This is a genomic window from Micromonospora auratinigra, assembly GCF_900089595.1.
Classification (GTDB): Bacteria; Actinomycetota; Actinomycetes; order Mycobacteriales; family Micromonosporaceae; genus Micromonospora; species Micromonospora auratinigra.
This window is the reverse complement of record NZ_LT594323.1, coordinates 5,064,403-5,088,744: the sequence shown is the minus strand read 5'-3', so window position 1 is coordinate 5,088,744 and position 24,342 is coordinate 5,064,403. Positions and strand designations below refer to the sequence as shown.

Genomic DNA, 24,342 nt, shown 5'->3' with positions numbered 1-24,342 from the left:
GTCAGCGCTGGAGGTGTTCGGCGAGGGCGGTCCGGCCGCGACTGAGCCAACTCTTGACGGTGCCCTCGGGCACCTCTTCCTGGAGCGCGATCTCCGCCACGGACAACTGACCCAGGTAGTGCAGGACGACGGCCTTACGGAGCTTCGGCGATATCTTGGCCAGGGCCGCGACCAGCGCCACCCGGTCCGGCGACGGACCGTCCTGGTGCACTTCACGCTGGCGGCGCAGGAACATCGCCGACGTCTTCTGGCGCCGGAGCCGGCTGGTGGCGAGATTCCAGGCGACCCGACGCACCCAGGCGTACGGGTCCTCGTACTTCCTGATCCTGGCCCACCTGGTGTACGCGCGGCAGAACGCCTCCTGGACCAGGTCCTGTGCCTCGGCCCGGTCACCCAGGTAGGCGTAGAGCTGCGAGCGGAGGACATCGAACTTCGCCGCATAGAACTCGTCGAAATCGCGTTGGTCGTCTGTGGTCGACGCCCGAGGTGCGGCCGCGGCTGCGGTCATCACTGCGGTCACGTTTCCTTCCTCCCGTGGTGCCACCCTCGTGGGCGGGCAGCACGAACACGTGCCGACCCCGGCACGGGTTGCACGGAGATTCTCGGCCGCGCCCCGGCGCTCCGGGCGGCACGGTGGACACCCGCTCCCACCGGGAGGGCCGGCGTCGGCACGGCCGGAGCAGAAGGGGGTGGAGGTGGTCGCCGGACCGTCGACCGTGGCCGCGCTCCGGGTGGCCCGTGGCCGGCCGGTGGGCGTCGGCGACCCCGGCAGCGCCGGAGGCCCTGGCCGGGACTCGCGTCCTGGTCAGGGCCTTCGATCGTGGAGCGGGTGAGGGGAATCGAACCCGCACTGTCAGCTTGGGAATCAGGTTGGTCCACACCACCATGAATGACACAGACAGGCGGATGGGCCGCTGAGACTCAGGCTGTCCGCGCCCGGGTAGCCCTCACGGACCGACATGCCTTCCGCGCAGCCCTCGCAGAGAAGAACTCGCCGCCCTGTCCCTTCCGACCGCCGTGCGTGGCGGTGTTGCTCTGACAGACCTCGCAGTCCTGGTGCGGCATGTCAGCTCCCGTGAGGCTGGAATACCGGTTGGCCGCGATCGCGACCAACCGGTACGCCGTCAGAGGGCCATGTAATAGCGGACCAAGGGCATGGGGGTCATGCCGAGACTGTCGTAAAAGGCTCTGGCCGCGTCGTGGAACCCGTCGCCTCCCGTGCCGATCGATACGACCTCGATCCCAGCCTGCTTCATCGCTTCGAAGGCGTGTGTGCATAGCGCCCTGCCGACGTGATGCCGGCGTTGATCCACCGCCACGCCGATGATGTCGATCTCACCGCTGCGCTTATCGGGGTTCGTCTGCCAGGCGGCAAATCCGAGGAAGGTATCGCCGTCCTCGGCGACGACAACGTGCTTGTCATTCTGCGGATCGTGCAGCCCGAGCCACATTTCGCGGTAGTCCTCACGCCAAGTGCCACTCTGGTTGGACATGATGGTGTCGCCTACGATCGACCGGAACGAGTCCTCGTAGAACGGGCCGAAGGTGGCGATGGTCAGTTCGAGCAGTGGCTCCATGTCGGACGACCGAAACGGACGCAGATTCATGATCTCCAGTGCCTTTCGCCTGAGGGTGTGCCGAACAGCCCAACCTGATCGACAGGTCGGGCAACTCGCGGCTCAGATCGAGCCGCCCCTCAGAAGCGGGTGCGCCCAGCGGCGAAGCACTGCATGATCCGGACAATACCTGACCCGTGCCACCTGGCCCTGCTTCAGCTGGCGGCAGCAGCACCGAGCGGTGTTGCCATCCCGATGCCTGCCGTCGACCCGCCCTCCTGGGGAGCGGGCCGCCGCCCGGCCCGCCACGTCAAGACGGCCTTGACGCATGGTCGGACGCTGGCGGGTCGGGCGGTGGTCTGCTCGGCTCGCCCGGGTCGATGGCAGGCGGGATGGGCCACGCCCCGACCCGCGCCGCATGATCTAACAGCACACCGCCCGGGAGCGCGACGAGCACATCGCTGACGCGCTCAGCTCGCAGATCAAGCAGAGCCAGGATCGGGCACCCAACGGGCACGGCCAGCGCAAGAAGCGGTAGCAACGAACGAGGCCCCAGCCAGGAAACCGGTCCTGAGCTGGGGCCTCACGTTGGAGCGGGTGACGGGAATCGAACCCGCACTGTCAGCTTGGGAAGCTGATGTTCTGCCATTGAACTACACCCGCAGGCGGCACCACTGTACCTGAGGTCACCGCCTCCGCGCACTCCGGTACCCCGGTGGCGGCCTCCCGGCCGCCCGCAACCGGCCGGAAACGATCTTGCAACGCGGGCGGCCGCAGCGAGCGGCGGAAGTTTCACGGCCGCAACATATGCCCGTTCTCAAATCCGTCGATCGGATGTAACGTCTGCCACACGTTCTCCGACCCGGCGTGACACACCCCCGGTCCGCCGGAAGAAAGAGGTGGGCTCATGGGACTTCGTCCCAACCTGCTGACCCGGCGTGCCGCCGGTGTCGCGACGACGACCTTCGCGCTGATGCTCAGCACCGCAGCCGTGGGCGTCGTCCCCGCTGCCTCGGCCTTCTCGGCCGCCCCGGCCGGCGCCTGCGCCGAGCCGACCGACACGCACTCCGACGCCCGCGTCGCCAAGGGTGGCAGCAGCAAGCTCGACCCGAACAACCTGACCGCCAAGCAGGTCGCGCAGCGCGAGTCGGACCTCGCCTCCGCGCTGCGTGAGCGCGCCGCCTTCCGCGGTGGCGCCCAGGCGGCCACCCCGCTGGCCTCGGTCACCGTGCCCGTCGTCGTGCACGTGATCCAGCGTGACAGCACCCGCGCCGGCGGGAACATCCCGGACTCGCTGATCACCTCGCAGATCACCGTGCTCAACCAGGCGTACAGCGGCGCGACCGGTGGTGCGCCGACCGCCTTCAGCTTCTCGCTGCAGAAGATCAACCGGGTCACCAACCCGGCCTGGTACCCGATCGTGCAGGGCTCGACCGCCGAGCGGCAGATGAAGACGTCGCTGCGTACGGGCGGCAAGAACACGCTCAACCTGTACCTGGGCGAGCTGAGCGACAACCTGCTGGGCTGGGCCACCTTCCCGAAGCGCAAGCTGGACTCCATGGACGGCGTGGTGGCGCTCAACGAGTCGCTGCCCGGTGGCACCGCCACCAACTACAACGAGGGTGACACCGGCACCCACGAGATCGGCCACTGGCTGAACCTCTACCACACCTTCCAGGGCGGCTGCTCCGGCTCGGGCGACAGCGTCGACGACACCCCGGCCGAGAGCTCCCCGGCGTACCAGTGCCCGACCGGTCGGGACACCTGCACCGCCGCCGGCGTGGACCCGATCCACAACTTCATGGACTACACGTACGACTCCTGCATGTACCAGTTCACCCCGGGCCAGGCGTCCCGCATGATCACCGCGTGGAACGCCTACCGCGCGGCCTGATCGTCCGTCTGCTCACCGAAACGCCGGTGCCCGGCTCCCGTTCTCGGACGGGGCCGGGCAACGGCGTTTCCGGTGTGGTCAGGCTGCGGAGCGCCGGGTGTCGAAGCCGTGCCGGCCGCGCAGCCCGTCGGCGGCCGGCACGGTGCGCCGGGTCGACCCGCCCGCCACCGGATCGAGCCAGACCCGCACCTGGGGCCGGCCGACCCCCGGCTGCGCGCTCTGGTCGCGCCGGGTCAGCATCGCCACGTCGACGGTGAACTCGAACAGTCGCCAGTCGACCTGCCGCGCCGCCCGCCCGAGCTGGGCGACCCGGGCCAGGGTGGCCTGATCGGTCACCGGAACCGCCCGCCCGGCGACGTACGCCTCGTCGTCGCTCTCCTCGGGCGGGAACGAGTGCAGCGCGTAGCGGCCGTCGCGTTCGAGGTCGCGGCGCTTGGGCGAGTCGATGACGAAGCAGTAGAGCCCGGCGTCGGTGATGACCGGGGAGACCGGGTGGACCCGGGGACCCCCGTCGGCGCGGACCGTGGCGAGATAGCCGAAGCCCGGCCCGTACTGCTGCAGGAGAAGGCGGATCTCGTCGGCGAGCCGGGGCTCGTCGGCGGCGAATTCGGACCAGGAAGCCATGCGGACATTCTATCGAACACACGTGCGAATTTGCTGCTTCGGGTAGGTACCGGTGTGTTGCGTCGGGCCCACCGGGGCCGGGACCGGCGGCCGGGAAAGTACTGGACACGGAGACGCCCCGGCTCGTAGCTTGCAACTGTCCGTGACACCGCCCGAGGAGGTGAGACCCATGAACGCTGGATCGACGTGGGTGCTCCCCCTTGCGGTCACGGTCGGGCGATCGACGTAGGTGTCGCCCGGGAGCGCCGCCCCACAGGCACTCCCGAGAGGTAACACCGATGGACACCTTGCAGGCCACCGCCGCACGCCCCGCACCCACCGCCGATGACTCGCCCGACCCGTACGACGTGATCGTCGTCGGGTGCGGGCCGACGGGTGCGATGCTCGCCGCCGAACTGCGGCTGCACGACGTCCGGGTACTCGTCCTGGAGCAGGAGACCGAGCCCGTGTCGTTCGCCCGCATCGTCGGGCTGCACATCCGCAGCATCGAACTGCTGGCCATGCGCGGGTTGCTGGAGCGCGTCCGCGAGCGCGGCAGACAGCGCCCGGCCGGCGGCTTCTTCGCCGCCATCGACAAGCCCGTACCCGCGGGCCTGGACTCCGCGCACGCCTACCTGCTGGGCATCCCGCAGCCCGTCCTCGTCCAGTTGCTCGAAGAGCATGCGACCGCGCGGGGCGCCCAGGTCCGGCGCGGGTGCGCGGTGGCCGGGTTCACGCCGGACGACGAGGGGGTGACCGTCGCCCTGGCCGACGGGGAACGCCTGCGTACGCGCTATCTGGTCGGCTGCGACGGCGCGCGCAGCACGGTGCGCAAGCTGCTCGGGGTCGGCTTCCCGGGCGAGCCCTCGCGGAACGAGACGCTGATGGGCGAACTGGAGGTGGGCGTACCGCCGGAGGAGATCGCCGCCCGGGTGGCCGAGGTCCGCGCGGTCGAGCGGCGGTTCACCCTCGGGCCGGTGGGGGTCGGGGTCTATCGCGTGGTGGTGCCGGCGGCCGGTGGCGGCGAGCGCTCCGGGCCGCCCACGTTGAAGGACGTCCGGCGACAATTGCGCGCCGTCGCCGGCACCGACTTCGGCGTGCACTCGCCGCGCTGGTTGTCCCGCTTCGGCGACGCCACCCGGCTGGCCGACCGCTACCGGGTCGGGCGGGTGCTGCTGGCCGGCGACGCGGCACACATCCACCCGCCGATCGGCGGCCAGGGCCTCAACCTGGGCGTGCAGGACGCGGTCAACCTCGGCTGGAAGCTCGCCGCCCAGGTCCGCGGCCGGGCGCCGGACCCGCTGCTGGACACCTACCAGAGCGAGCGTCGTCCGGTCGCCGCCGACGTGCTGGACAACACCCGGGCCCAGTCGGAGCTGCTCTCCACCGAGCCCGGCGCGCGGGCGGTCCGCCGGCTGCTCACCGAACTGATGGACTTCGACGAGGTGAACCGCCACCTGATCGAGAAGATCACCGGGATCGCCGTCCGCTACGACCTCGGGGACGGCCCCGAGCTGCTCGGCCGCCGCCTGCCCGACCTCGACACGAGTGCCGGCCGCCTCTACGGGCTGCTGCACCGGGGTCGCGGCCTGCTCCTGGACCGCACCGGCCGGCTGGCCGCCGAGGGCTGGTCGGATCGGATCGACCACCTCGTCGATCCCACCGCCGCCGTGGACGTCCCGGCCCTCCTGCTCCGCCCCGACGGCCACGTCGCCTGGATCGGCGACGACCAGCAGGAGCTGGACCAGCACCTCTCCCGGTGGTTCGGCACGCCCGTCGGCTAGCCGCCCGTACCGCTCGCTATGGTGTTCCGATGCTGCTCTCCGACCGCGACCTGGTCTCCGAGATCAAGGCGGGCACGCTGGGGCTGGAGCCCTTCGAGCCGACGCTGGTGCAACCTTCCAGCATCGACGTACGGCTGGACCGGCTCTTCCGGGTCTTCAACAACCACCTCTACACGCACATCGACCCGTCGAAGCAGCAGGACGACCTGACGTCGATGGTGGAGGTGCCGGAGGGCGAGCCGTTCGTGCTGCACCCGGGTGAGTTCGTGCTCGCCTCCACGCTGGAGGTGATCTCGCTGGGCGACCAGCTCGCCGGGCGACTGGAGGGCAAGTCGTCGCTGGGCCGGCTCGGGCTGCTCACCCACTCGACGGCGGGCTTCATCGACCCGGGCTTCTCCGGGCACGTCACGCTGGAGCTCTCCAACGTGGCGAACCTGCCGATCACCCTCTGGCCGGGCATGAAGATCGGTCAGCTCTGCATCTTCCGGCTCTCCTCGCCGGCCGAGCACCCGTACGGCTCGGAGGTCTACGGCTCGCGCTACCAGGGGCAGCGCGGGCCGACCCCGAGCCGGTCCTGGCGGAACTGGCGGGTCTGGCCGACGCGCTGAGCGACGGCGCAGGGGCCCCCGTCACGACGGGAGCCCCTGCGACCGGTCAGCCCGGGCGGCCGTAGCTGTTGATCTGGCCGTCGTCGACGCGCTTCATGGTGATCGGCTTGCCGGACTGGGAGGCGTGCACCACCCAGCCGTTGCCGACGTACATCCCGACGTGGTGCAGGTCGCTGTAGTAGAAGACCAGGTCACCGACCTGTAGCTCGCTGCGGCTCACCCGGCGGGTGACGTCGTGCTGCTGCCGGGCGTTGTGCGGCAGCGAGACGCCGGCCTCGGCCCAGGCGGCCATGGTCAGGCCGGAGCAGTCGTAGTGGTCGGGGCCGGCGGCACCCCAGACGTAGATCTTGCCGATCTGGGCGCAGGCGAACTTGGCCGCCACGCCACCGGGACCACCGGGGTAGCCGGCCGGGCACGGGGCGGGACGCAGCGGACCGCCGCCACCGCTGCCGTACACCTTGAGGCGGAGCTTCTGGAGCTTGACGATCTCGGCGTCGATCTGCTTCTTCTGCGCCGCGAGCTGGGCCTCGGTCCGGGCCAGCTTGGTGATCATCTCGTCCAGCGGCTTCTTCTTCGCGGCCAGCTGGTCGCGCAGCTCGGCGACGTCGCGGACCTGCTGCTGCTGGCGGTGCGCGAAGCGGTCGAGCAGTTCGAGGCTGTCCACCACCTCGCTCGGCGAGCGGCTGCCCAGCAGCGCGTTGACGGTGGAGATGTTGTCGCCCTTGTACGCGTCGGCGGCGAGGCCACCGACCTGCCCGAGGGCCCGGTCGACCTGGGCCTGGAGCGGGGCGATCTGCTTGGCCAGCGCCGCCGCCTGCTTGCGCTTCGCGGCGAGGTCCTCACGGGTGGCGTTGACCTGCTCGATGATCGGTTCGAGCTTGTTCCAGTCCTTGTCGATCTGCGCTTCGATCTCGGCGACAGACGGGTCGGCGTGGGCCGCCGTGGCGCCGCCGGTCAGGATGACGGCGGTGCCGGCCAGGGCGGCGAGGGCGGTGGTGAAGCGGGACCAGCGTGAACGCGGCGCAGCCGCCGACCGGTCGTGCGACCGTGCCGACGGTGGCCGCGGGGCATGGTGTGCCACCGGGCTCCGTACTCCTTCTTCCGGACCGCCTACCGGGTTAGCTGACGGGTTCGGGCGGGAAGGGAGCCGCCCTACCGCAGCGCGCTGCGGATTCACCCCAGAAACCTGGGTCCCCGGCTCGCCCGGAGGCGACTCGGCGGTGTCCGACCGTCACCATCCGGGCTGGGTGGTGAGACTCGCGGCCGACGATTGACCAGAGTAGAGATCGTCGTTATCGATCCGCAACCCGAGACGCCGTGACACTCCGTACCCGAATTTGCAGCTCTGAAGGTTTTTTTCAGGCGTGATTACTGGCCGGAAAGGTATTGACCACGGGCGGGGTGCGGAGTGAGGGTGTAGGCGCAGTGACCACCATCTCTGTCTGGAGGTTCGATGCACCGCACCCCCCTGCCGAAGGGCAGACGGATGGTGCTGGCCGCCGCCGTCGCGGCGGCCACCGCCCTCGCCACCACCGGCCCGGTCGCCGCCGAGCCCGCCACCGACAACCCCACCGACCGCCAGCAGCAGTACGCCGCCGCGGCGGACGAGTACGGCGTGCCGCAGAGCGTCCTGCTCGGCGTCTCCTACCTGGAGTCCCGTTGGGACACCCACCCCGGCCAGCCGAGCACCAGCGGCGGGTACGGCCCGATGCACCTCACCGACGCCGAGCAGGTCGCCTCGACCCCGTCCAGCGCCCATGTGGACGGCGACGAGGACCCGCGCGGGGACGACTCCCGGCCGCTGGTCCTGGACCCGGCCGTCGCCGCCGAGCCGTCCGGGGACGTGCTGCCCCGGGCCTCCCTGCAGACCCTCGACACCGCCGCCGCGCTCACCGGCGTGGCGGAGGAGACGTTGCGTACCGACGCCGGGGCGAACATCCGCGGCGGGGCCGCGCTGCTCGCCGCGTACCAGAAGGAACTGGGCGGGCCGGTCGGGGCCGGCAGCGACCCGGCCGCCTGGTACGGCGCGGTGGCCCGGTACTCCGGGGCGGACACCGAGGACGCCGCGGCGGCCTTCGCCGACGAGGTCTACGACCAACTCGGCCAGGGCGTCAGCCGGACCACCGACGACGGCGCCCGGGTGACCCTCGCCGCCACCGCCGTCACGCCCGACGAGTCCGGGCTGCACAAGCTGGGGCTGCGCCGCGCCGAGCGACCGGACGGCCTGGAGTGCCCGGTACGGCTCGCCTGCGAGTGGATCCCCGCGCCCTACGAGAAGTACGGCCCGAAGCCCGGCGACTACGGCAACCACGACCTCGCGGCACGTCCCGCCCAGCAGAAGATCGAGTACATCGTCATCCACGACACCGAGGGCTACTTCGGCCCGAGCGTGAAGCTGGTGCAGGACAAGACCTACCTGGGCTGGCACTACACGCTGCGCTCGGTCGACGGGTACGTGGCCCAGCACATCAAGGCCAAGGACGTCGGCTGGCACGCCGGCAACTGGTACGTCAACGCCAAGTCCATCGGCATCGAGCACGAGGGCTTCGCCGGGCACGGCACCTGGTACACCGAGGCGATGTACCGGACCTCGGCCAAGCTGGTCCGGCACCTGGCGCTGCGCTTCCAGATCCCGCTCGACCGGCAGCACATCCTCGGCCACGACAACGTGCCCGGCACGACCGCGTCCACCGTGCGCGGCATGCACTGGGACCCGGGCCCCTACTGGGACTGGTCGCACTACTTCGACCTGATGAAGGCGCCGTTCCGCGGCACCGGCACGGCGCACACCGGCCTGGTCACCATCGACCCGGACTACGCGACCAACCGGCCCGCCTTCACCGGCTGCAACCAGCAGCCGCCCGGCGTGCCCAAGCCCACCCCGCCGGCCGCGCCCTGCCCGCTGCGCGGGTCCTCCTCGGTGGTGCTGCGGACCGCGCCGAGCGCCGACGCGCCGCTGGTCAACGACATCGGGCTGCGCCCGGACGGCACGCCGGACACCATGTACATCTCCGACCACGGCGCCCGCGCCTCGGCCGGGCAGACGTACGCCCTCGCCGAGGTGCAGGGGGACTGGACGGCGATCTGGTACCTCGGCCGCAAGGCGTGGTTCCTCAACCCGGCCGACGCGCCCACCGCCACCTGGTCGAACGGCTTCGTGGTGACGCCGAGGCCCGGAAAGGCCACCATCCCGGTGTACGGGCGGGCCTACCCGGAGCAGGCGGCCTACCCGGCCGGCGTGCCGTACCAGACCATCTCCCCGCTCCAGTACACCTTCGCCGCCGGCCAGCGGTACGCGCTGGGCGGCGTCGTGCCCGGCGAGTACTACCGGGCCGTCACCTTCGACGGCTCGGCACCGGGTGACTGGACGGTGATCCGGGGGCAGAACCGCTACGTCCAGCTCCAGTTCGGCCACCGGATCATGTTCGCCAACCTCGACGACGTGCTGATCCTGCCCGCCTCGGCGGGCGGGCCGCAGTAGTACCGACCGGCACGACGAAGGCCCCCGGTCCGCGTGGACCGGGGGCCTTCGTCGTGCGGGTGGCCCGGGTCAGGTGACCCGGCGGAAACCGGCGACCGGCATGTAGGCGATCTTCGTGACCTGGACCGGTTTGCCGGTCCGGGGCGCGTGGATCATCAGCCCGTCGCCGAGATAGAGGCCGACGTGGTGCAGGTCGGAGAAGAAGAAGACCAGGTCGCCGGGGCGGGCGTCGTCCCGGGAGACCGCCCGGCCCTCGTTCCACTGGGCCCCGGTGAAGTGGGTCAGGTAGATGCCCGCCGCCTTGTAGGCGTACTGGGTGAGGCCGGAGCAGTCGAACGAGTTCGGACCGGTGGCACCCCACACGTACGGGTCACCGACCTGCTGACAGGCGACCCGGATGGCGGTCTGCGCGGCGCTGCTGACCACCCCGTTGATGGTCGGGCAGCCCTCGACCTTCACCGTGGTCTTCGGCATCATCGCGGTCAGCCGCTTGATCTCGGCGTCGATCTGCTTCTTCTTCGCCGCCAGGTCGTCGCGCTGCTTGATCTGGGTGGCGATCAGCGCGTCCAGCTTCTGCTTCTGCGCGTTGTACTTGTCGCGCACCGCGAGCACCCCGGCGACCTGCTTGCGCTGCTGCTCGGCCAGCCGGTCGAGGATGACCAGCTGCTCACCGAGGGTGCCCGGCTTGGTGCTGACCAGCAGGGCGCCGATCTCCTGCGAGGGGCCCTCGATGTAGTAGCGGGCGGCCATGTCGCCCACCCGGTTCATCGCGAGCGCCGACTCCAGCTCCAGCGGCACCATCTTCTTCTCGAGGTCCGCCGACTTCTTCTGGTTGACCTTGAGCTGGGCGCGGACCTTGTTGTAGTTCTCGATGGTGGGCTCGAGCTGCTCCCACTGCTTGTCGATCTGGGCCTCGATCTCGTCCACCGACGGCGCCGCGTGCGCGGGCGCGGCCAGCAGCCCGGCGCCGACCGCGACGGCCGCGACCAGGGTGAGGAGGCGGCGCACCACCCGGCGCGCGCCGACCGGGCGGACGGGCGGCTGGCTCGGGGCGTGACGATCAGGGGGCATGGTTGCCACCGGCACGGACTCCTTTGCACCGACCGCCGGGCGCCTCGAGAGAGGGAAGGTCGAGGCAGACGACCAACAGCGGTCGGTGCACCACATTAGGGAAGCCGACCGGGTGGAATCAAGGCGACCATTGGTTCAATCACGCGTACGCAACCGCTTGCGTACCAAGGGTGTTCATTCAGGTGCCAACGATGGCTGTCAATACATCGTCGAGCGTCACCACGCCGAGGGGCCGACGGCCGTCGCTCACCAGGACCATGTGCCGTCGCTCGCGCCGCATCGAGAGCAGCAGGTCGGCCAGCGTACGGTCCGGCGGCACCACCGCCAGCGGCCGGTAGACCGCCGCCGGCACCGGGGCCCGCCGGCTCGCGCCCGCGTACCCGAGCACGTCCTTGACGTGCACGAACCCGAGCACCCGGCGGGTGGACCGCTGCACCACCGGGAAGCGCGACCGGCCGGTCCGGGTGGCCAGCACCTCCAGCGAGGCCGGGGAGACGTCCTCGGCCACCGTGGTCACCGTGGACCACGGCTGCAACGCGTCCGCCGCGGTCCGGCTGTGCAGCGCCAGCGCACCGGTGATCCGGGCGTGCTCCTCCGCGTCCAGCAACCCCTCGGTCCGCGCCTGGGAGACCAGACCGGCCAACTCCTCGGCGGTGAACACGGTCTTCACCGCGTCCGTGGCCTCCACCCGCCACAGCCGCAGCACCTGCCGGGCCGACCACTTCATCGCCAGCAGCAACGGCTTCGTGGCGACGCAGAAGGCCAGCATCACCGGGCCCAGCCAGAGCGCCGACGGCTCCGGGCCGGCCAGCGTGATGTTCTTCGGCACCATCTCGCCGACCACGGTGTGCAGGAAGACCACCACGCCCAGCGCGATCACGAACGCGACCGGGTGCACGGCGGAGGCCGGCAGGCCGAGCGCCTCGAACGGCGTCTCCAGCAGGTGGGCCAGCGCCGGCTCGGCGATCGCACCCAGGCCGAGCGAGCAGACCGTGATGCCGAGCTGCGCACCGGCGATCATCAACGGGATCTGGTTCATCGCCGAGAGCGCCCACCGGGCCCGCTTCGAGTCCGCCGCGAGCGGTTCGATCACCGTACGCCGGGAGGCGATCAGGGCGAACTCGCTGCCCACGAAGAAGGCGTTGCCGAGCAGCAGCACGAGCGCGATCAACAGCTCACTCACCGGCGTCGGGCTCCTCGGGACGGACCACCCGGACCTGCTCGATCCGGTGCCGCTCCACCTCGACCACGGTGAACTCGTAACCGGCCTCGTCGACGGTCTCACCGGGTACCGGGATGTGCCCCAGCCGGGCCATCAGGAAGCCCGCCAGCGTCTCGTACGGGCCCTCGGGGAGCCGGAACCCGGTCTGCTCGACCAGCTCGTCCTCGCGGAGCACGCCGTCCACCAGGACGGTGCGCTCACCGCCCGGCACGGTCAGCTCGGCCGGTCCCAGCTCGTCCACGGCGTCCGGGTCGAACTCGTCGGCGATCTCGCCGACCAGCTCCTCGACCAGGTCCTCCACGGTCACCACGCCGTCGGTACCGCCGTACTCGTCGACCACGATGGCCAGGTCCGCCCCGGCCGACTTCAACGCGGCGAGCACCCCGTCGAGGTCGAGGCTCTCCGGGACGTACACCGGTTCGCGGGCGACCGCCGCGACGGTGGTGGCGGCCCGCAGCGCCAGCGGTACGCCGAGCGCGTCGGGCACCCCGGCCACCCCGGTCACCAGGTCCAGCGTCTCCTCGTAGACCGGGAACCGGGTCCGGCCGGTCTGCCGGGACAGGTCGAGCAGCTCGGCGACGGTGCCGGTGGAGCGCAGCGCGATCACGTCCACCCGGGGCGTCATCGCCTCGGCGGCCCGCTTGTCGCCGAAGCGGATGGTCCGGCGCAGCAGCATCGCGGTGTCCGGCGGCAGCGCACCGGCCCGGGCCGAGATCGCCGCGAGCAGGCCCAGTTCCTCCGGGGAGCGGGCGCTGGCCAGCTCCTCCTGGGGCTCCACCCCGAGCCGGCGGACCAGCCGGTTCGCCGAGTCGTTGAGCAGCCGGATCAGCCAGCCGCAGGCCCGTGCGAAGGTCCGCATCGGGCCGGCGGTGGTCAGCGCCGCCGGCATCGGCCGGGCCAGCGCCAGGTTCTTCGGCACCAGCTCGCCGAAGAGCATCGAGATCAGCGTGGCCAGCGCCAGGGCGAGCAGCCCGGTGAAGCGGTCCGCGCCGCCCAGCGGGCGCAGCAGCGGGGCGACCAGCCGGGCCAGTGCCGGTTCGGCCAGGTAGCCGGTGAGCAGGGCGGTGATGGTGATGCCGAGCTGCGCGCCGGAGAGCTGGAAGGAGAGTTCCCGCAGCGCCCGGCGTACCGTGGCGGCGCGGGCGTCACCCTCGGCGGCGCGCCGGTCGATCTCCGCCCGGTCGACCGTGACCAGGGCGAACTCGGCCGCGACGAAGAACGCGTTGCCGGCGGTCAGCAGGACGAAGCCGACCAGTGGCAACAGCGTGACGAGCAACAGGCCGTCGATGATCGCCTCACCTCGGACAGGGATTCTTCCACGACCGCGCCCGGCCGCACACCGCGCGTCACCGGGCCCGTCCGGTTCGAGATCCGGGCTGGATCGGGGCGGTTACCGTCGGGTGATGAGCGCTGTCACCCTCGCCGCGGAACTGGCCCTGCTCAGCTACGACGACGCCGCCGGCACCAACCGGCTCGGCACCCCCAAGCTCGACTACGGCCTCGCCGGGGCGGTCCTGCTGGAACTTGCGCTGGCCGGCCGGCTGGCGGTGACCGACGGGAAGGTGTCCGTCGTCGACCCGGCCCCGGTCGGCTCCCCCCTGCTGGACGAGGCACTCGGCCGGATCGCCGCCGACGACCGCCGCCGGCGGCCCAAGGACTGGATCGTCCGGCTCTCGAAGGGGCTGCGGGAACGGGTGCTGGACGGTCTGGTCGCCGACGGCGTGCTCCGGCGGGACGCCGGTCGGGTGCTGGGCATCGTTCCGCGTACCCGCTATCCGTCGCCGACCGGCGCGGAGCCGCCGGTCGAGGCCGACGCCCGGCAGCGGCTGGTCGGTGCGGTCGGCGGCGAGGGTGCGGTCGCGCCGGGCACGGCGGCGCTGCTCGCCCTGGTCCGGGCGGTCGGGTTGGACCGGCGGCTCTTCCGCGACCTCCCCCGCGACCGGGTGAAGCGGCGGCTGAAGGAGATCGACGAGGGGGCCTGGGCCCCGGCCGCCGTCAAGCGGGCCCTGGACGAGCTGCACGTGGCCCTGATGGCGATGGCCTCCACCTCCGCCATCGTCGCCACCACCACCGGCTCCTGACGAAAGCGGACGCGGCACCCCGGTCGGGGTGCCGCGTCCGTCGTCGTACGCCGGTGGTCAGCCGGCGGCGCCGGCCGCCTCCTTCGCGCCCGCCGCGTCCTCGGGCTTGACCGAGCGCAGCAGCACGCTGGCGACGTCCACGACCTCGACCTGCTCGCCGGCGCCCTTGCCGTTGACCCCGTCGTTGAGCATCGTCGAGCAGAACGGGCAGCCGACCGCGATCGTCTTCGCGCCGGTGGACATGGCCTCCTCGACCCGGTCCACGTTGATCCGCTTGCCGATCTTCTCCTCCATCCACATCCGGGCACCGCCGGCGCCGCAGCAGAAGGAGCGCTCGCTGTTGCGCGGCATCTCGGTCAGCTCGCCCTGGATGGAGTCGCCGAGCACCTCGCGCGGGGCGGCGAAGACCCGGTTGTGCCGGCCCAGGTAGCAGGGGTCGTGGTACGTCACGCCGCCGTCGACCGGCTGCACCGGGGTGAGCTTGCCGGCGCTGACCAGGTGGGCCAGGAGCTGGGTGTGGTGGACCACCTCGAACTCGCCGCCGAGCTGGCCGTACTCGTTGCCCAGGGTGTTGAAGCAGTGCGGGCAGGTGGCGACGATCTTGCGCTTGCTCTTCTCCCGGCCCTCGAACGCCTCGTTCAGCGTCTCGACGTTCTGCTGGGCCAGCATCTGGAAGACGAACTCGTTGCCGATCCGGCGGGCCGGGTCACCGGAGCAGGTCTCGCCCTCGCCGAGGATGGCGAACGAGACGCCGGCCTCGTTGAGCAGCGTGGCGACCGCCCGGGTGGTCTTCTTGGCCCGGTCCTCGAACGCGCCGGCGCAGCCGACCCAGAACAGGTACTCGAAGTCCTCGACCTCGCCGACCCGGGGCACCTCGAAACCGAGGCCCTTGGTCCAGTCCTCGCGGGTGTTCTGCGGGGCACCCCACGGGTTGCCCTTGTTCTCCAGGTTGCGCAGCATGACGCCGGCCTCGGACGGGAAGCTCGACTCGATCAGCACCTGGTAGCGGCGCATGTCGACGATGTGGTCCACGTGCTCGATGTCGACCGGGCACTGCTCGACGCAGGCGCCGCAGGTGGTGCAGGACCAGAGCACGTCCGGGTCGATGACACCGCCCTCCTCGGCGGTGCCGATCAGCGGCCGGTCCGCCTCGGCCAGGGCCAGCACGTCCATGTGGGCGAGCTGCGCCTCGGTCGCCTTCTCCTCGCCGGTCAGGTCCTTGCCGCCGCCGGCCAGCAGGTAGGGGGCCTTGGCGTATGCGTGGTCGCGCAGGCTCAGCACCAGCAGCTTCGGCGACAGCGGCTTGCCGGTGTTCCAGGCCGGGCACTGCGACTGGCATCGGCCGCACTCGGTGCAGGTGCTGAAGTCCAGCAGGCCCTTCCAGGTGAACTGCTCGACCTGGGCGACGCCGAACTGGTCCTTCTCCGGGTCGGCCTCCTCGAAGTCGAGCGGCTTGCCCTCGCTGGTCATCGGGCGCAGCGCGCCGAGCCCGGAGCCGGCCGGCTTGGCCGGGTCGCGCTTGAAGAAGATGTTCGGGAAGGCCAGGAACCGGTGCCAGGCGACACCCATGGTGACGTTGAGCGAGATGACGATGAGCCAGGTCATCGAAATCATGATCTTGATGAGCGCGGCGATGCTCGCGCCGCTCTCCCAGGCGGGGAGCGCCGCACCGACCGCGTGGCTGAGCGGGGTGGCCCAGGTCGGGTACTCGAAGTGGTCGGTGGCGACCTTGAAGCCGCGGATCACGAAGCCGAAGATCAGGACCAGCAGCACGATCCACTCGACGAAGTAGCCCTGCCACATCGTGGAGCCGGTGAACCGGGAGCGGCCGCCCGGCCGGGTCGGCCGGTTGCGCAGCCGGATCGCCATCAGCACCAGGATGCCGATCAGGCCGAGGATGCCGATCCACTCGGTGACCAGGCCGAAGATCGTCCAGCCGCCGATGATCGGCAGCCCACCGGTCGGGGTGACCACCTCGAAGTACGCCTCGAGCACCAGCAGCGACAGCACGATGAAGCCGACCATCACGGTCCAGTGCGCGGCACCCACCACGCTCCACTTGAGCATGCGGGTGTGACCGACGGTCTCCACCAGCATCTTCTTCGTGCGGGAGCCCTTGTCGTCGAAGCGCTCGGGCGCGGGTTGCCCCAGCCGGATGACGGCCGTCATCTTCATGACCGCGCGCACCGCAAGCCACACCGCCACGACGGTGATGGCGGCTGCGAGGATCGTGGTGACGATCTGGACGCTGCCCATCGAGTTGGCCTCCCGGTCTGCTGCCTGGTCGAGCGGCTCGGCGACCGGGCAACGGCTCAGGGGACGAGCGACCTTCCGCCACCACCCCGAACCGACCGGCCGATGACCTCGCTCCGCTCGGTCATGCAGTGCAGCCTACGCGCAAGGTTACCCAGCAGTAACGTGAGTCATCTCGCATCAGGCCACGCCGCCCTGTCGACACCTTAGGTGGACGGGGCCGCGCGCGCCGGTCAGGGGCGTCGTGGCGTGACGTACGTCCACCGGGCGGGGCCGGTGGACACGGATGATCCGGACCGACGGGCAGGCCGACGGCCCGACTCCCGGACACGAACGACGTGCGGGAGCCGGGCCGGACTGCTCACGGCCGGCCGACGGTGGTCGGCAGCCGCCGGGCGGGTCAGCGCCAGCGGGAGAGCAGGATGAGCGAGGCGACCATCGCGCCGAAGCCCACCGCGAGGTTCCAGTAGCCCCACGTGGCGACCGGGTACGCCTGCTCCGAGAGGTAGTACACGACCAGCCAGCCGATACCACCGACGATCAGCGCGACAGCGGTGATCGGCAGCCAGATCGGGCTAGGCTTGCGCGTCGCCGCCGTCGCCGTCGGACGCACGTCCGTCGGCGGGGTGTACACCTTCTTCTTGCGGACCTGAGACTTGGGCACGACGCTCTCCAGAGGGGGGTACGACCTCGTCCGGCCTGACAACCGGGCGCGGGGGCGACGGTCCATGGCCAATAATGTTCGACAGCTAGCGTAGTCCCGACGGACCGTCCAGGCCATGAATGGGGTCAGGCCGGTGCACCGAGTGACCGAAAAGGGCGGGACTTTTCGGGTCGAGCACCCCGGTTCGCGTCCTCGCGGGCCACTACGAGACGACGGGAAAGGGAACGCCCGGTGGAGTACACGTCCGGCGCCGCCTCCTGGCAGAAGGTCCTCCGGCGGGCGGTCGTCGGCCTGCTGCCCCGGCGGCCGGTGCAACGCCGCCCGGGCTGGTCGATCGGCGTACCCCTGATCGCCGCCGCGGCCGGCCTGCTCTTCACCACCACCGCCACCACCGCGGGCGGCACCCCGCTGCGGGAGGACCGGCGTCCCCAGCTCACCCAGTTGATCGAGGACCGGCGCGAGCAGGTCGCGGCCAGCGAGGCGAAGGCCGCCCGGCTCCGCGCCGAGGTCGACGACCAGACCGCTGCCCTGGCCGACACCGACGCCCCGGTCAAGCAGCAGCGTGACCGCGCCGCCGCGAGCCGGCAGGCCGCCGGCTTCACCGCGCTCACCGGCAGCGGGATCACCATCGAGCTGAACGACTCCCCGCTGCGTGCCGACCAGGCCCTGCCCAAGGGTGCCAGCAACGACGACCTGGTCGTGCACCAGGGCGACGTGCAGGCGGTGGTGAACGCGCTCTGGGCCGGCGGTGCCGAGGCAATGTCAATCATGAACGTCCGCGTGCTCAGCACCAGCGCGGTACGCTGCGTCGGTAACACCCTGCTGCTGCACGGCCGGGTGTACTCCCCTCCTTTCAAGATCGTGGCTATCGGCGACCCCGCCGCACTCCAGCGGGCCCTCGCCGCCTCCGAGGGAGTCCGGTTGTTCAGGGAAGCGGTCGACCACTACCAACTCGGCTACTCCGAGACGGTCTCCCGGGTCACCGTGCCCGCGTTCGAGGACTCCACCGCGCTCCGCCTGGCCAAGGTGCCCCAGTGACCTCGGAGGACCCGCGGGACGGTCGGCACCGCGACCACGGTGACGATCCCACCGCGTTCATCCCCCGGGTCCAGCGCCCGGAGCCGACCCCGCCGACACGCCCCCCGCTCGACCTGCCCTGGCCGGAGCCGGCCGGGCCGCACGCCACCGCCCACCGGCCGGCAACCGCGGGCCCGTCGGCCCGCACCGGCCCGGCCGGCACCGCCCGCCCGGCGACCACCGCCGGCCCGGACGCTGCCGCCCGCCCGGCCGCTGCCGGCCCGGACCCCCGGCGGGCCCCCACCGGCGGACCGCACCTGCCGCCCGGCCCCGGGTCCGCCCAGGAGCAGCGGCGATCCGCACCGGACGCCTCGGCCCCCACCGGCCAGGCCGGTCCGCCCCGCCGGCTGCCCGCCGAGCCACCGCCGCGCTGGTCGGACCGGGCCGACGCCCGCCCCGCCACCGGCCCGTCCGCCGGGCCTGTCCCCGCCGGGACGGCTGCCGGACCCGTCCCCACCCACCCGTCCACCCGGCCCGTCCCCGCCGGGCCGGAGGGCGCCGCGCCGAGCGGTGCCACCTCACGCGCACCCGGGGCCGAACCGTCCGGGCCGAGCGCCCCGACCGGAGCCGGCCCGCACGCCGGCGGCCCGGCCACCGCCGGCGCACCGGCCCGACCGGCCGGCGGGCAGCCCGCGACCGGACCCTTCGCAGGGGTACGACCGGCCGCTCCGGGCGACGCCCCCACCGCGATCATCCCGAAGGTCCCCGGCCGGCCGGACAACCGCGCCGCGCCGACGGACAACCGGACCCGTGCTACCGGCCCCGGGGCCGGCGGCCCGCCGCCCACCCGCCCCGGGGCCGGTACGCCCGCCGGCCCGCCGCGCCCGGCGGGACCGGGCGTACCTCCGGGGGACGGACCCGGACGTCCGGCGGGCGACGGTCCCGTGCCGGCGAAGACCACGGGCGCCGGCCGCCTGCCCGCGGGTGCCACCGCAGCGGACCCGGCGGCGACCACCGTGCTCCCGGCCGTCACCGGCCGCCCGCCGGGCCCGGCCCTCGACTCGACAGCGCTGATGGGCGCCGTGCCGCCGGTGCGGGACGGCGGCGGCGACGAGCCCGTCGAGGCACCCGCCGAGCCGCCCCGCCCCCGGCGCGGCGAGCGTGTGGTGCAGCTCCGGCCCGAGCAGACCGGCGAGGGGTACAAGAGCGTCTACTCCGAGCTCACCCGGCCCACCGTCGCTTCCCGGCTGCGTACCGGGATCCGGGTCACCGGCGAGGTGCTGATCACCTTCGGCCTGGTCGTGCTCCTCTTCGCCGGGTACGAGATCTGGGGCAAGTCGGTGATCGTCGACGCCCACCAGAACGACCTGAGCAGCCAGCTCGCCCAGGAATGGGGCGGCGACCCGACGGTCGCGCCGACCGGTCCCACCCCGAAGCCCACCGCGCCGGCCGAGGGCAAGCCCGTCGCCGGGCTCTACATCCCGAAGCTCGACAAGCACTGGGTGGTGGTCGAGGGCGTCACCCCGAACGACATCCGGTACGCCCCGGGTCACTACCCGAAGAGCGCCCTGCCGGGCCAGGTCGGCAACTTCGCCGTTGCCGGGCACCGGATCCGGGCGACCTTCTGGCGGCTGGACGAGCTGAACCCCGGCGACGACATCGTGGTCGAGTCGCAGACCGAGTGGCTCGTCTACAAGGTCTACCAGCAGCGCATCGTCAAGCCGAGCCAGGTCGAGGTGGTGGCGCCGGTGCCCGGCGAGCCGGGTGCGAAGCCGACCGAGAAGCTGCTCACCCTCACCACCTGCAACCCCAAGTTCGACAACTACCAGCGGCTGATCATCCATGCCCGGCTGGACCACGTCCTGGCCAAGTCGGCGGGTCGGCCGCCGGAGCTGGAGGGCTGACGATGTACGCCTGGATCTGGCGCAAGCTGCCGTTCGGCCTGGCCGGGAAGTTGATCGGGTCGGTGCTGCTCGCCTCGGCCACCGTCGCGCTGCTCTGGTTCGTGGTCTTCCCGAAGGCCGAGCCGCTGCTGCCCTTCGACGACGTGCAGGTCACCCAGGACTCCGACGTGCCGGGCGAGGACGGTGGCCTCACCGTGCCGAGCGTGAGCCCCAGCGCGGAGGAGATCCCGTACAGCACGGAGACGAACAACGCTCCGCCCACCAAGAACAGGTGACCCGATGCGTGTCCTGGTGATCGACAACTACGACTCGTTCGTCTTCAACCTGGTGCAGTACCTCGGCCAGCTCGGGGTGGACTGCGAGGTCCGACGCAACGACGAGATCGAGGTCGCCGAGGTCGGCCGGGTGGGCGTGGCCGGCGTACTGCTGTCGCCCGGGCCCGGCAGCCCGGACCGGGCCGGGATCTGCCTCGACGTCATCCGGGAGTACGCCGGCAAGCTGCCGCTCTTCGGCGTCTGCCTCGGCCACCAGGCGATCGGCGAGGCGTTCGGCGCCACCGTGACCCGGGCACCGGAGCTGCTGCACGGCAAGACGTCCGAGGTACGCCATCACGGGGTGGGGGTGCTGGCCGGCCTGCCCGACCCGTTCACCGCCACCCGGTACCACTCCCTCGCCGTGCTGCCCGAGACGCTGCCGGAGGAGCTGGAGGTCACCGGCTGGACGGACTCCGGCGTGGTGATGGCCATGCGGCACCGGACGCTGCCGATCGAGGGCGTCCAGTTCCACCCGGAGTCGGTGCTGACCGAGGGCGGGCACCTCATGCTGGCGAACTGGCTGGCCGGCTGCGGCTACCCGGCGGCGCTGGACCGCGCCCCGGAGCTGGCCGCCGAGGTCGACGCCCGTCGCCGGGCCGCCTTCGCCGCCGCCTGAGCCAGACCCGGAAGTCGGAGAAGAAGCGAGGCCCCGACCGGAGTCGGGGCCTCGCCGTGTCACTGTTCGTTCAGTCTGACGGGTGGTGCCGTCGGCAGCGGCAGGCCACCACCGTTACCACCGCCCGGAGTCGTCGGCGTGACGGTGGGGGCGGGCGAACTGGGCGAACCCGTCGGCTCCGGCGCGGCGAAGTCGACGAAGATGGTGACCGTCTTGTTCTTGGCCAGCTTCTCGCCCGCCTTCGGGTTCTGGTCGCTCACCTTGCCCGCCTTGTCGGGCGTCACCTCGTCGCCGGCCTTGACCCGCACGTCGTAACCGGCGTCGGTCAGCCGCTTCTTCGCCTGCTCCTCGGTGTAGCCGAGGACGGGCGGGACCTCGTTCACGTTGCCCTTGGAGACCTCGAGCGTCACCTTCGAGCCCTCCGCGACCGACTGGCCCTCGTCCGGGTTCACCTTGAGTACCTGGTCCGCCGGGCTGCTGCTGTCCACGTCCTTGCGCACGGCGGTGAGCTTCAGCTCGTCCAGGCGATCCTTCGCGGCGTCGAAGCTGCTGCCCGTCAGCCGGGGAACGGTGACCATCTTCGGGCCGCCGCAGATCGAGACGGTGACGGTCCGGCCCTTCTCCAACGTGGCGCTGGGCTGCGGGTCCTGGCTGACCACCAGGCCCTTGTCGCAGGTGGCGTTCTGCACCGGATCGCCGATGATCGGAGTGAGGCCGGCGTTCTGGATCTCCTGGAAGGCGACCGCCTGGCTCTTGCCCTGCACCGCCGGCACCCGCACGGTGTCGTTGCCCTTCTGGTTCAGCATCAGGGCGGCGGCCAGCGCGATCACCGCCAGCACGCCGACGGCGGCGAAGGTGGCGATCACCCAGGACGAGCTCTTCCGCTTGCGCGGGTCGCCCACCCGGGCCGGCGCCTGCTGGCGGGTCTGCGGGCCCATCACCTGCGTCTGGTAACCGCCGGCGGCGGCCGGGGCCATCGCGGCGGTCTCGTCGACCGGCATCACCGGGGTGGCCATCACCGGCCGGCCGGCGGCGGCGCGGAGCAGATCGGCCCGCATCTCGCCGGCGCTCTGGTAGCGGTTCAACGGGTTCTTCGACAGCGCCTTCAGCACGATCGCGTCGACCGCCGGGTTGACGTCCGGGTTGATGGTGCTCGGCGTCGGCGGCTGCTCCCGTACGTGCTGGTACGCCACGCTGACCGGGCTGTCGCCGACGAACGGCGGGTGCCCGCAGAGCAGCTCGAACAGCACGCAGCCGGCCGCGTACACGTCGGAGCGGGCGTCGACCGCCTCGCCGCGTGCCTGCTCGGGAGAGAGGTACTGCGCCGTACCGATGACGGCGCTGGTCTGCGTCATCGTGGTGGCGCCGCTGGCCAGCGCCCGGGCGATGCCGAAGTCCATCACCTTGACCTGGCCGGTCTGGGTGAGCATCACGTTGCCCGGCTTTATGTCCCGGTGGATGATGCCGTGCCGGTGGCTGAACTCCAGCGCCGCACACATGTCGGCGCAGATCTCCAGCGCCCGGCGCGGCTGGAGCCGCCCCTCGGCGCCCAGCACCTCCTTGAGGGTCCGCCCGTTGACGAACTCCATCACGATGAACGGCAGTGTCTCGCCGGTCGCCGCGGTCTCCTCGCCGGTGTCGTACACCGCGACGATGGCGGGGTGGTTCAGCGAGGCGGCGTTCTGCGCCTCCCGGCGGAAGCGCATCTGGAAGGTGGCGTCCCGGGCCAGGTCGGCCCGGAGCATCTTGATCGCGACATCCCGACCGAGCCGGAGATCGCGACCACGGTGCACCTCCGCCATGCCGCCGTAGCCGAGCAGCTCGCCGACCTGGTACCTGCCACCGAGCAGGCGGGCCTGCGCTGTCATCGCGTCTCTCGTCCTTCGCTCGTCGTCGTCTCGCCGCCAGCCGGCTGGAGTCGTACCCCACGACGGTACGACGTCCGGACCAGATAGTCGCCTCCGTGGGCCCGCACCGCGCCGGAGGTCACGCTCACCGCCGCGGGCTCTCCGGGCTCACCGATGGCCCTGTTGTTGTAGTAGTACGAAATCACCCCGGAACAGATGAGGACAAGCACGGCCACCAGGATCGCGGTCACCCACAGGCCGGACCGGGACCGGCGCGGGGCCGGGGGCGGCGCGACCGGCCGGGCGTACGGGTACGGGTGCTGCTGCTGCCGGGGCGGCGGGACGACCGCCGCACCGCGCGGCGCCACCACCGGCGGCCGGGGCTGCGGGGTCGGCGTCGCCACCGGGGGGCGGGACGTCACCGGCGGGTGGGCGGCCACCGCGGGCGGGCGCGGCTGCGGCCGGGCCGCGGCCGGGACCTGGGCCCGGGACACCGCGGACGCCGGCGGGCGTGGCGTGGCCGGCACCTGGGCACGGGCCGACGGACCGGCCGGAGAGGCGGGTACGCCGGAGATCGGACCGATCTGTCCACCGGAGCGGGCCTGCTGGGACAGCGCCTGCTTGGCCTGCCGGGCCACCCCGGCGAGGGCGGCGGCGCTGGGCCAGCGGGCCGACGGGTCCTTCGCCAGCGCCCGTTCGACGATGGCCTTGACCTGGGGCGGGATGTCGGAGGGCAGCGGCCGGGGGGTCTCCCGGACGTGCTTCATGGCGATCTCGAGCGGATTGTCCCCCTCGAACGGGCGCCGGCCGGCGAGGCACTGGTACGCCACGACGCCGAGCGCGTACACGTCGGAGGCGGGGGTGGCGACCGCGCCGGTGGCCTGCTCCGGCGAGATGTACGAGGCGGTGCCGAGCACCGAGCCGGCGGCGGTGAGCTGGCCGACCAGCTCGGAGCGGGCGATGCCGAAGTCGGTGAGCACCAGCGTGCCGTTGGGCCGGACCAGCAGGTTGCCCGGCTTCACGTCGCGGTGCACGATGCCCTTCTCGTGCGCGGCGTGCAGCGCGTCGGCGGCCTGCGCCAGCAGCGCCATGGTGCGGGCCGGGGTGAGCCGGCCGACCCGGCTGAGCGTGGCGGAGAGCGCGTCCCCCTCGACGTACTCCATCACCAGGAAGGCGATGTGCTGGTCGCTGCCGAAGTCGTAGACGTCGACCACGCCGGGGTGGTTGATGGTGGCCATGGTGCGCGCCTCGCCACGGAACCGCTCGGCGAAGCCGGGCTCGTCGAGCAGGGCGGGGAGCAGGCTCTTCACCGCGACCGTACGGCCCAGCACCTGGTCGGTGCCGCGCCACACGTCGCCCATGCCACCGCTGGCGATCCGCTCGTCGAGGCGGTAGCGGTTGCCGAGCTGCACCCCGGGGCTGAGCAT

General features: G+C 72.0%; 20 protein-coding genes, 1 tRNA gene and 1 riboswitch. Of the genes, 9 read left to right on the top strand and 12 right to left on the bottom strand.

The window, feature by feature from the left end:
* Position 1 precedes the first annotated feature (1 nt).
* The 3 genes from GA0070611_RS22885 to GA0070611_RS22875 all read right to left on the bottom strand — a co-directional run bounded on the left by GA0070611_RS22885 (position 2) and on the right by GA0070611_RS22875 (position 2,219).
* Positions 2-511, bottom strand: coding sequence for an RNA polymerase sigma factor (locus tag GA0070611_RS22885; protein WP_091667795.1), 510 nt, complete (start codon positions 509-511; stop codon positions 2-4).
* A gap of 613 nt (positions 512-1,124) precedes the next feature.
* Positions 1,125-1,577 carry a GNAT family N-acetyltransferase gene (locus tag GA0070611_RS22880; protein ID WP_197675776.1) on the bottom strand — a complete coding sequence of 151 codons (453 nt, stop codon included), beginning with the start codon at positions 1,575-1,577 and terminating at the stop codon, positions 1,125-1,127.
* A gap of 568 nt (positions 1,578-2,145) precedes the next feature.
* A tRNA-Gly gene (locus tag GA0070611_RS22875) sits at positions 2,146-2,219 on the bottom strand.
* A 244-nt stretch (positions 2,220-2,463) separates the two neighbouring features.
* On the opposite strand from GA0070611_RS22875, the gene GA0070611_RS22870 reads away from it, so the two are divergent.
* On the top strand, positions 2,464-3,450 hold the full coding sequence (locus GA0070611_RS22870) for a zinc metalloprotease (RefSeq protein WP_091667786.1): 987 nt from the start codon (positions 2,464-2,466) through the stop codon (positions 3,448-3,450).
* A 78-nt stretch (positions 3,451-3,528) separates the two neighbouring features.
* Here the strand turns inward: GA0070611_RS22870 and GA0070611_RS22865 are convergent, their stop codons facing one another.
* The gene (locus GA0070611_RS22865; protein ID WP_091667781.1) at positions 3,529-4,074 is read right to left on the bottom strand and encodes a pyridoxamine 5'-phosphate oxidase family protein; all 546 of its coding nucleotides are present in this window, start codon (positions 4,072-4,074) and stop codon (positions 3,529-3,531) included.
* 278 nt (positions 4,075-4,352) lie between these two features.
* Between GA0070611_RS22865 and GA0070611_RS22860 the strand changes: the two genes are divergently transcribed.
* Complete coding sequence (locus GA0070611_RS22860; protein WP_091667776.1) at positions 4,353-5,837, top strand: FAD-dependent monooxygenase; 1,485 nt, start codon at positions 4,353-4,355, stop codon at positions 5,835-5,837.
* A gap of 29 nt (positions 5,838-5,866) precedes the next feature.
* Positions 5,867-6,445, top strand: coding sequence for a dCTP deaminase (gene dcd / locus GA0070611_RS22855; RefSeq protein WP_091667771.1), 579 nt, complete (start codon positions 5,867-5,869; stop codon positions 6,443-6,445).
* A 46-nt stretch (positions 6,446-6,491) separates the two neighbouring features.
* On the opposite strand, the gene GA0070611_RS22850 is transcribed toward dcd, so the two are convergent.
* Positions 6,492-7,526, bottom strand: a complete 1,035-nt coding sequence (locus tag GA0070611_RS22850) for a C40 family peptidase (RefSeq protein ID WP_091667768.1) — start codon at positions 7,524-7,526, stop codon at positions 6,492-6,494.
* Between the two features lie 12 nt (positions 7,527-7,538).
* A riboswitch (cyclic di-AMP (ydaO/yuaA leader) is annotated at positions 7,539-7,675 on the bottom strand.
* A 223-nt stretch (positions 7,676-7,898) separates the two neighbouring features.
* Here GA0070611_RS22850 and GA0070611_RS22845 point away from each other — a divergent pair.
* Entirely contained in the window at positions 7,899-9,926 is a 2,028-nt protein-coding gene (locus tag GA0070611_RS22845; RefSeq protein WP_091667765.1) for an N-acetylmuramoyl-L-alanine amidase, read from the top strand.
* A gap of 69 nt (positions 9,927-9,995) precedes the next feature.
* Here GA0070611_RS22845 and GA0070611_RS22840 read toward each other — a convergent pair whose 3' ends face one another.
* The 3 genes from GA0070611_RS22840 to GA0070611_RS22830 form a co-directional block, all read right to left on the bottom strand.
* Positions 9,996-10,997 (bottom strand): C40 family peptidase, encoded by a 1,002-nt coding sequence (locus tag GA0070611_RS22840; RefSeq protein WP_197675775.1) that lies wholly within the window; start codon positions 10,995-10,997, stop codon positions 9,996-9,998.
* Between the two features lie 178 nt (positions 10,998-11,175).
* Positions 11,176-12,180: a hemolysin family protein gene (locus GA0070611_RS22835; RefSeq protein ID WP_091667762.1), complete on the bottom strand. Its 1,005-nt coding sequence runs from the start codon at positions 12,178-12,180 to the stop codon at positions 11,176-11,178.
* The gene (locus tag GA0070611_RS22830) at positions 12,173-13,480 is read right to left on the bottom strand and encodes a hemolysin family protein (protein WP_091673303.1); all 1,308 of its coding nucleotides are present in this window, start codon (positions 13,478-13,480) and stop codon (positions 12,173-12,175) included. The genes GA0070611_RS22835 and GA0070611_RS22830 overlap by 8 nt, the downstream gene beginning before the upstream one ends.
* 142 nt (positions 13,481-13,622) lie before the next feature.
* Between GA0070611_RS22830 and GA0070611_RS22825 the strand changes: the two genes are divergently transcribed.
* Positions 13,623-14,300 (top strand): GOLPH3/VPS74 family protein, encoded by a 678-nt coding sequence (locus GA0070611_RS22825; protein ID WP_091667759.1) that lies wholly within the window; start codon positions 13,623-13,625, stop codon positions 14,298-14,300.
* A gap of 57 nt (positions 14,301-14,357) precedes the next feature.
* Here the strand turns inward: GA0070611_RS22825 and GA0070611_RS22820 are convergent, their stop codons facing one another.
* Together GA0070611_RS22820 and GA0070611_RS22815 are read right to left on the bottom strand one after the other, a co-directional pair.
* Positions 14,358-16,556 (bottom strand): (Fe-S)-binding protein, encoded by a 2,199-nt coding sequence (locus GA0070611_RS22820; protein WP_091667756.1) that lies wholly within the window; start codon positions 16,554-16,556, stop codon positions 14,358-14,360.
* 397 nt (positions 16,557-16,953) lie between these two features.
* Positions 16,954-17,217 carry a cell division protein CrgA gene (locus tag GA0070611_RS22815; RefSeq protein ID WP_091667753.1) on the bottom strand — a complete coding sequence of 88 codons (264 nt, stop codon included), beginning with the start codon at positions 17,215-17,217 and terminating at the stop codon, positions 16,954-16,956.
* A 231-nt stretch (positions 17,218-17,448) separates the two neighbouring features.
* Between GA0070611_RS22815 and GA0070611_RS22810 the strand changes: the two genes are divergently transcribed.
* Genes GA0070611_RS22810 through GA0070611_RS22795 form a run of 4 tightly spaced genes read left to right on the top strand, consistent with a single transcriptional unit; the run spans position 17,449 to position 21,068 of the window.
* A complete protein-coding gene (locus tag GA0070611_RS22810; RefSeq protein ID WP_091667749.1) occupies positions 17,449-18,255 on the top strand; it encodes a DUF881 domain-containing protein in 807 nt (268 codons plus the stop codon).
* The gene (locus tag GA0070611_RS32005; RefSeq protein WP_231921193.1) at positions 18,252-20,138 is read left to right on the top strand and encodes a class E sortase; all 1,887 of its coding nucleotides are present in this window, start codon (positions 18,252-18,254) and stop codon (positions 20,136-20,138) included. Before GA0070611_RS22810 ends, GA0070611_RS32005 begins: the two co-directional genes overlap by 4 nt.
* A gap of 2 nt (positions 20,139-20,140) precedes the next feature.
* Positions 20,141-20,413 (top strand): hypothetical protein, encoded by a 273-nt coding sequence (locus tag GA0070611_RS22800; RefSeq protein ID WP_091667746.1) that lies wholly within the window; start codon positions 20,141-20,143, stop codon positions 20,411-20,413.
* A 4-nt stretch (positions 20,414-20,417) separates the two neighbouring features.
* Entirely contained in the window at positions 20,418-21,068 is a 651-nt protein-coding gene (locus tag GA0070611_RS22795) for an aminodeoxychorismate/anthranilate synthase component II (protein WP_091667742.1), read from the top strand.
* Between the two features lie 59 nt (positions 21,069-21,127).
* On the opposite strand, the gene pknB is transcribed toward GA0070611_RS22795, so the two are convergent.
* Complete coding sequence (gene pknB, locus GA0070611_RS22790; protein ID WP_091667738.1) at positions 21,128-22,936, bottom strand: Stk1 family PASTA domain-containing Ser/Thr kinase; 1,809 nt, start codon at positions 22,934-22,936, stop codon at positions 21,128-21,130.
* Complete coding sequence (locus GA0070611_RS22785) at positions 22,933-24,342, bottom strand: serine/threonine-protein kinase (RefSeq protein ID WP_091667731.1); 1,410 nt, start codon at positions 24,340-24,342, stop codon at positions 22,933-22,935. Before GA0070611_RS22785 ends, pknB begins: the two co-directional genes overlap by 4 nt.

Coding starts and splice junctions, on each gene's coding strand:
- GA0070611_RS22880 (WP_197675776.1), bottom strand. CDS start 1,577: ATGGAGCCACTGCTCGAACTGACCATCGCCACCTTCGGCCCGTTCTAC.
- GA0070611_RS22870 (WP_091667786.1), top strand. CDS start 2,464: ATGGGACTTCGTCCCAACCTGCTGACCCGGCGTGCCGCCGGTGTCGCG.
- GA0070611_RS22865 (WP_091667781.1), bottom strand. CDS start 4,074: ATGGCTTCCTGGTCCGAATTCGCCGCCGACGAGCCCCGGCTCGCCGAC.
- GA0070611_RS22860 (WP_091667776.1), top strand. CDS start 4,353: ATGGACACCTTGCAGGCCACCGCCGCACGCCCCGCACCCACCGCCGAT.
- dcd (WP_091667771.1), top strand. CDS start 5,867: ATGCTGCTCTCCGACCGCGACCTGGTCTCCGAGATCAAGGCGGGCACG.
- GA0070611_RS22845 (WP_091667765.1), top strand. CDS start 7,899: ATGCACCGCACCCCCCTGCCGAAGGGCAGACGGATGGTGCTGGCCGCC.
- GA0070611_RS22840 (WP_197675775.1), bottom strand. CDS start 10,997: ATGCCCCCTGATCGTCACGCCCCGAGCCAGCCGCCCGTCCGCCCGGTC.
- GA0070611_RS22825 (WP_091667759.1), top strand. CDS start 13,623: ATGAGCGCTGTCACCCTCGCCGCGGAACTGGCCCTGCTCAGCTACGAC.
- GA0070611_RS22820 (WP_091667756.1), bottom strand. CDS start 16,556: ATGGGCAGCGTCCAGATCGTCACCACGATCCTCGCAGCCGCCATCACC.
- GA0070611_RS22800 (WP_091667746.1), top strand. CDS start 20,141: ATGTACGCCTGGATCTGGCGCAAGCTGCCGTTCGGCCTGGCCGGGAAG.
- GA0070611_RS22795 (WP_091667742.1), top strand. CDS start 20,418: ATGCGTGTCCTGGTGATCGACAACTACGACTCGTTCGTCTTCAACCTG.
- pknB (WP_091667738.1), bottom strand. CDS start 22,936: ATGACAGCGCAGGCCCGCCTGCTCGGTGGCAGGTACCAGGTCGGCGAG.
- GA0070611_RS22785 (WP_091667731.1), bottom strand. CDS start 24,342: ATGCTCAGCCCCGGGGTGCAGCTCGGCAACCGCTACCGCCTCGACGAG.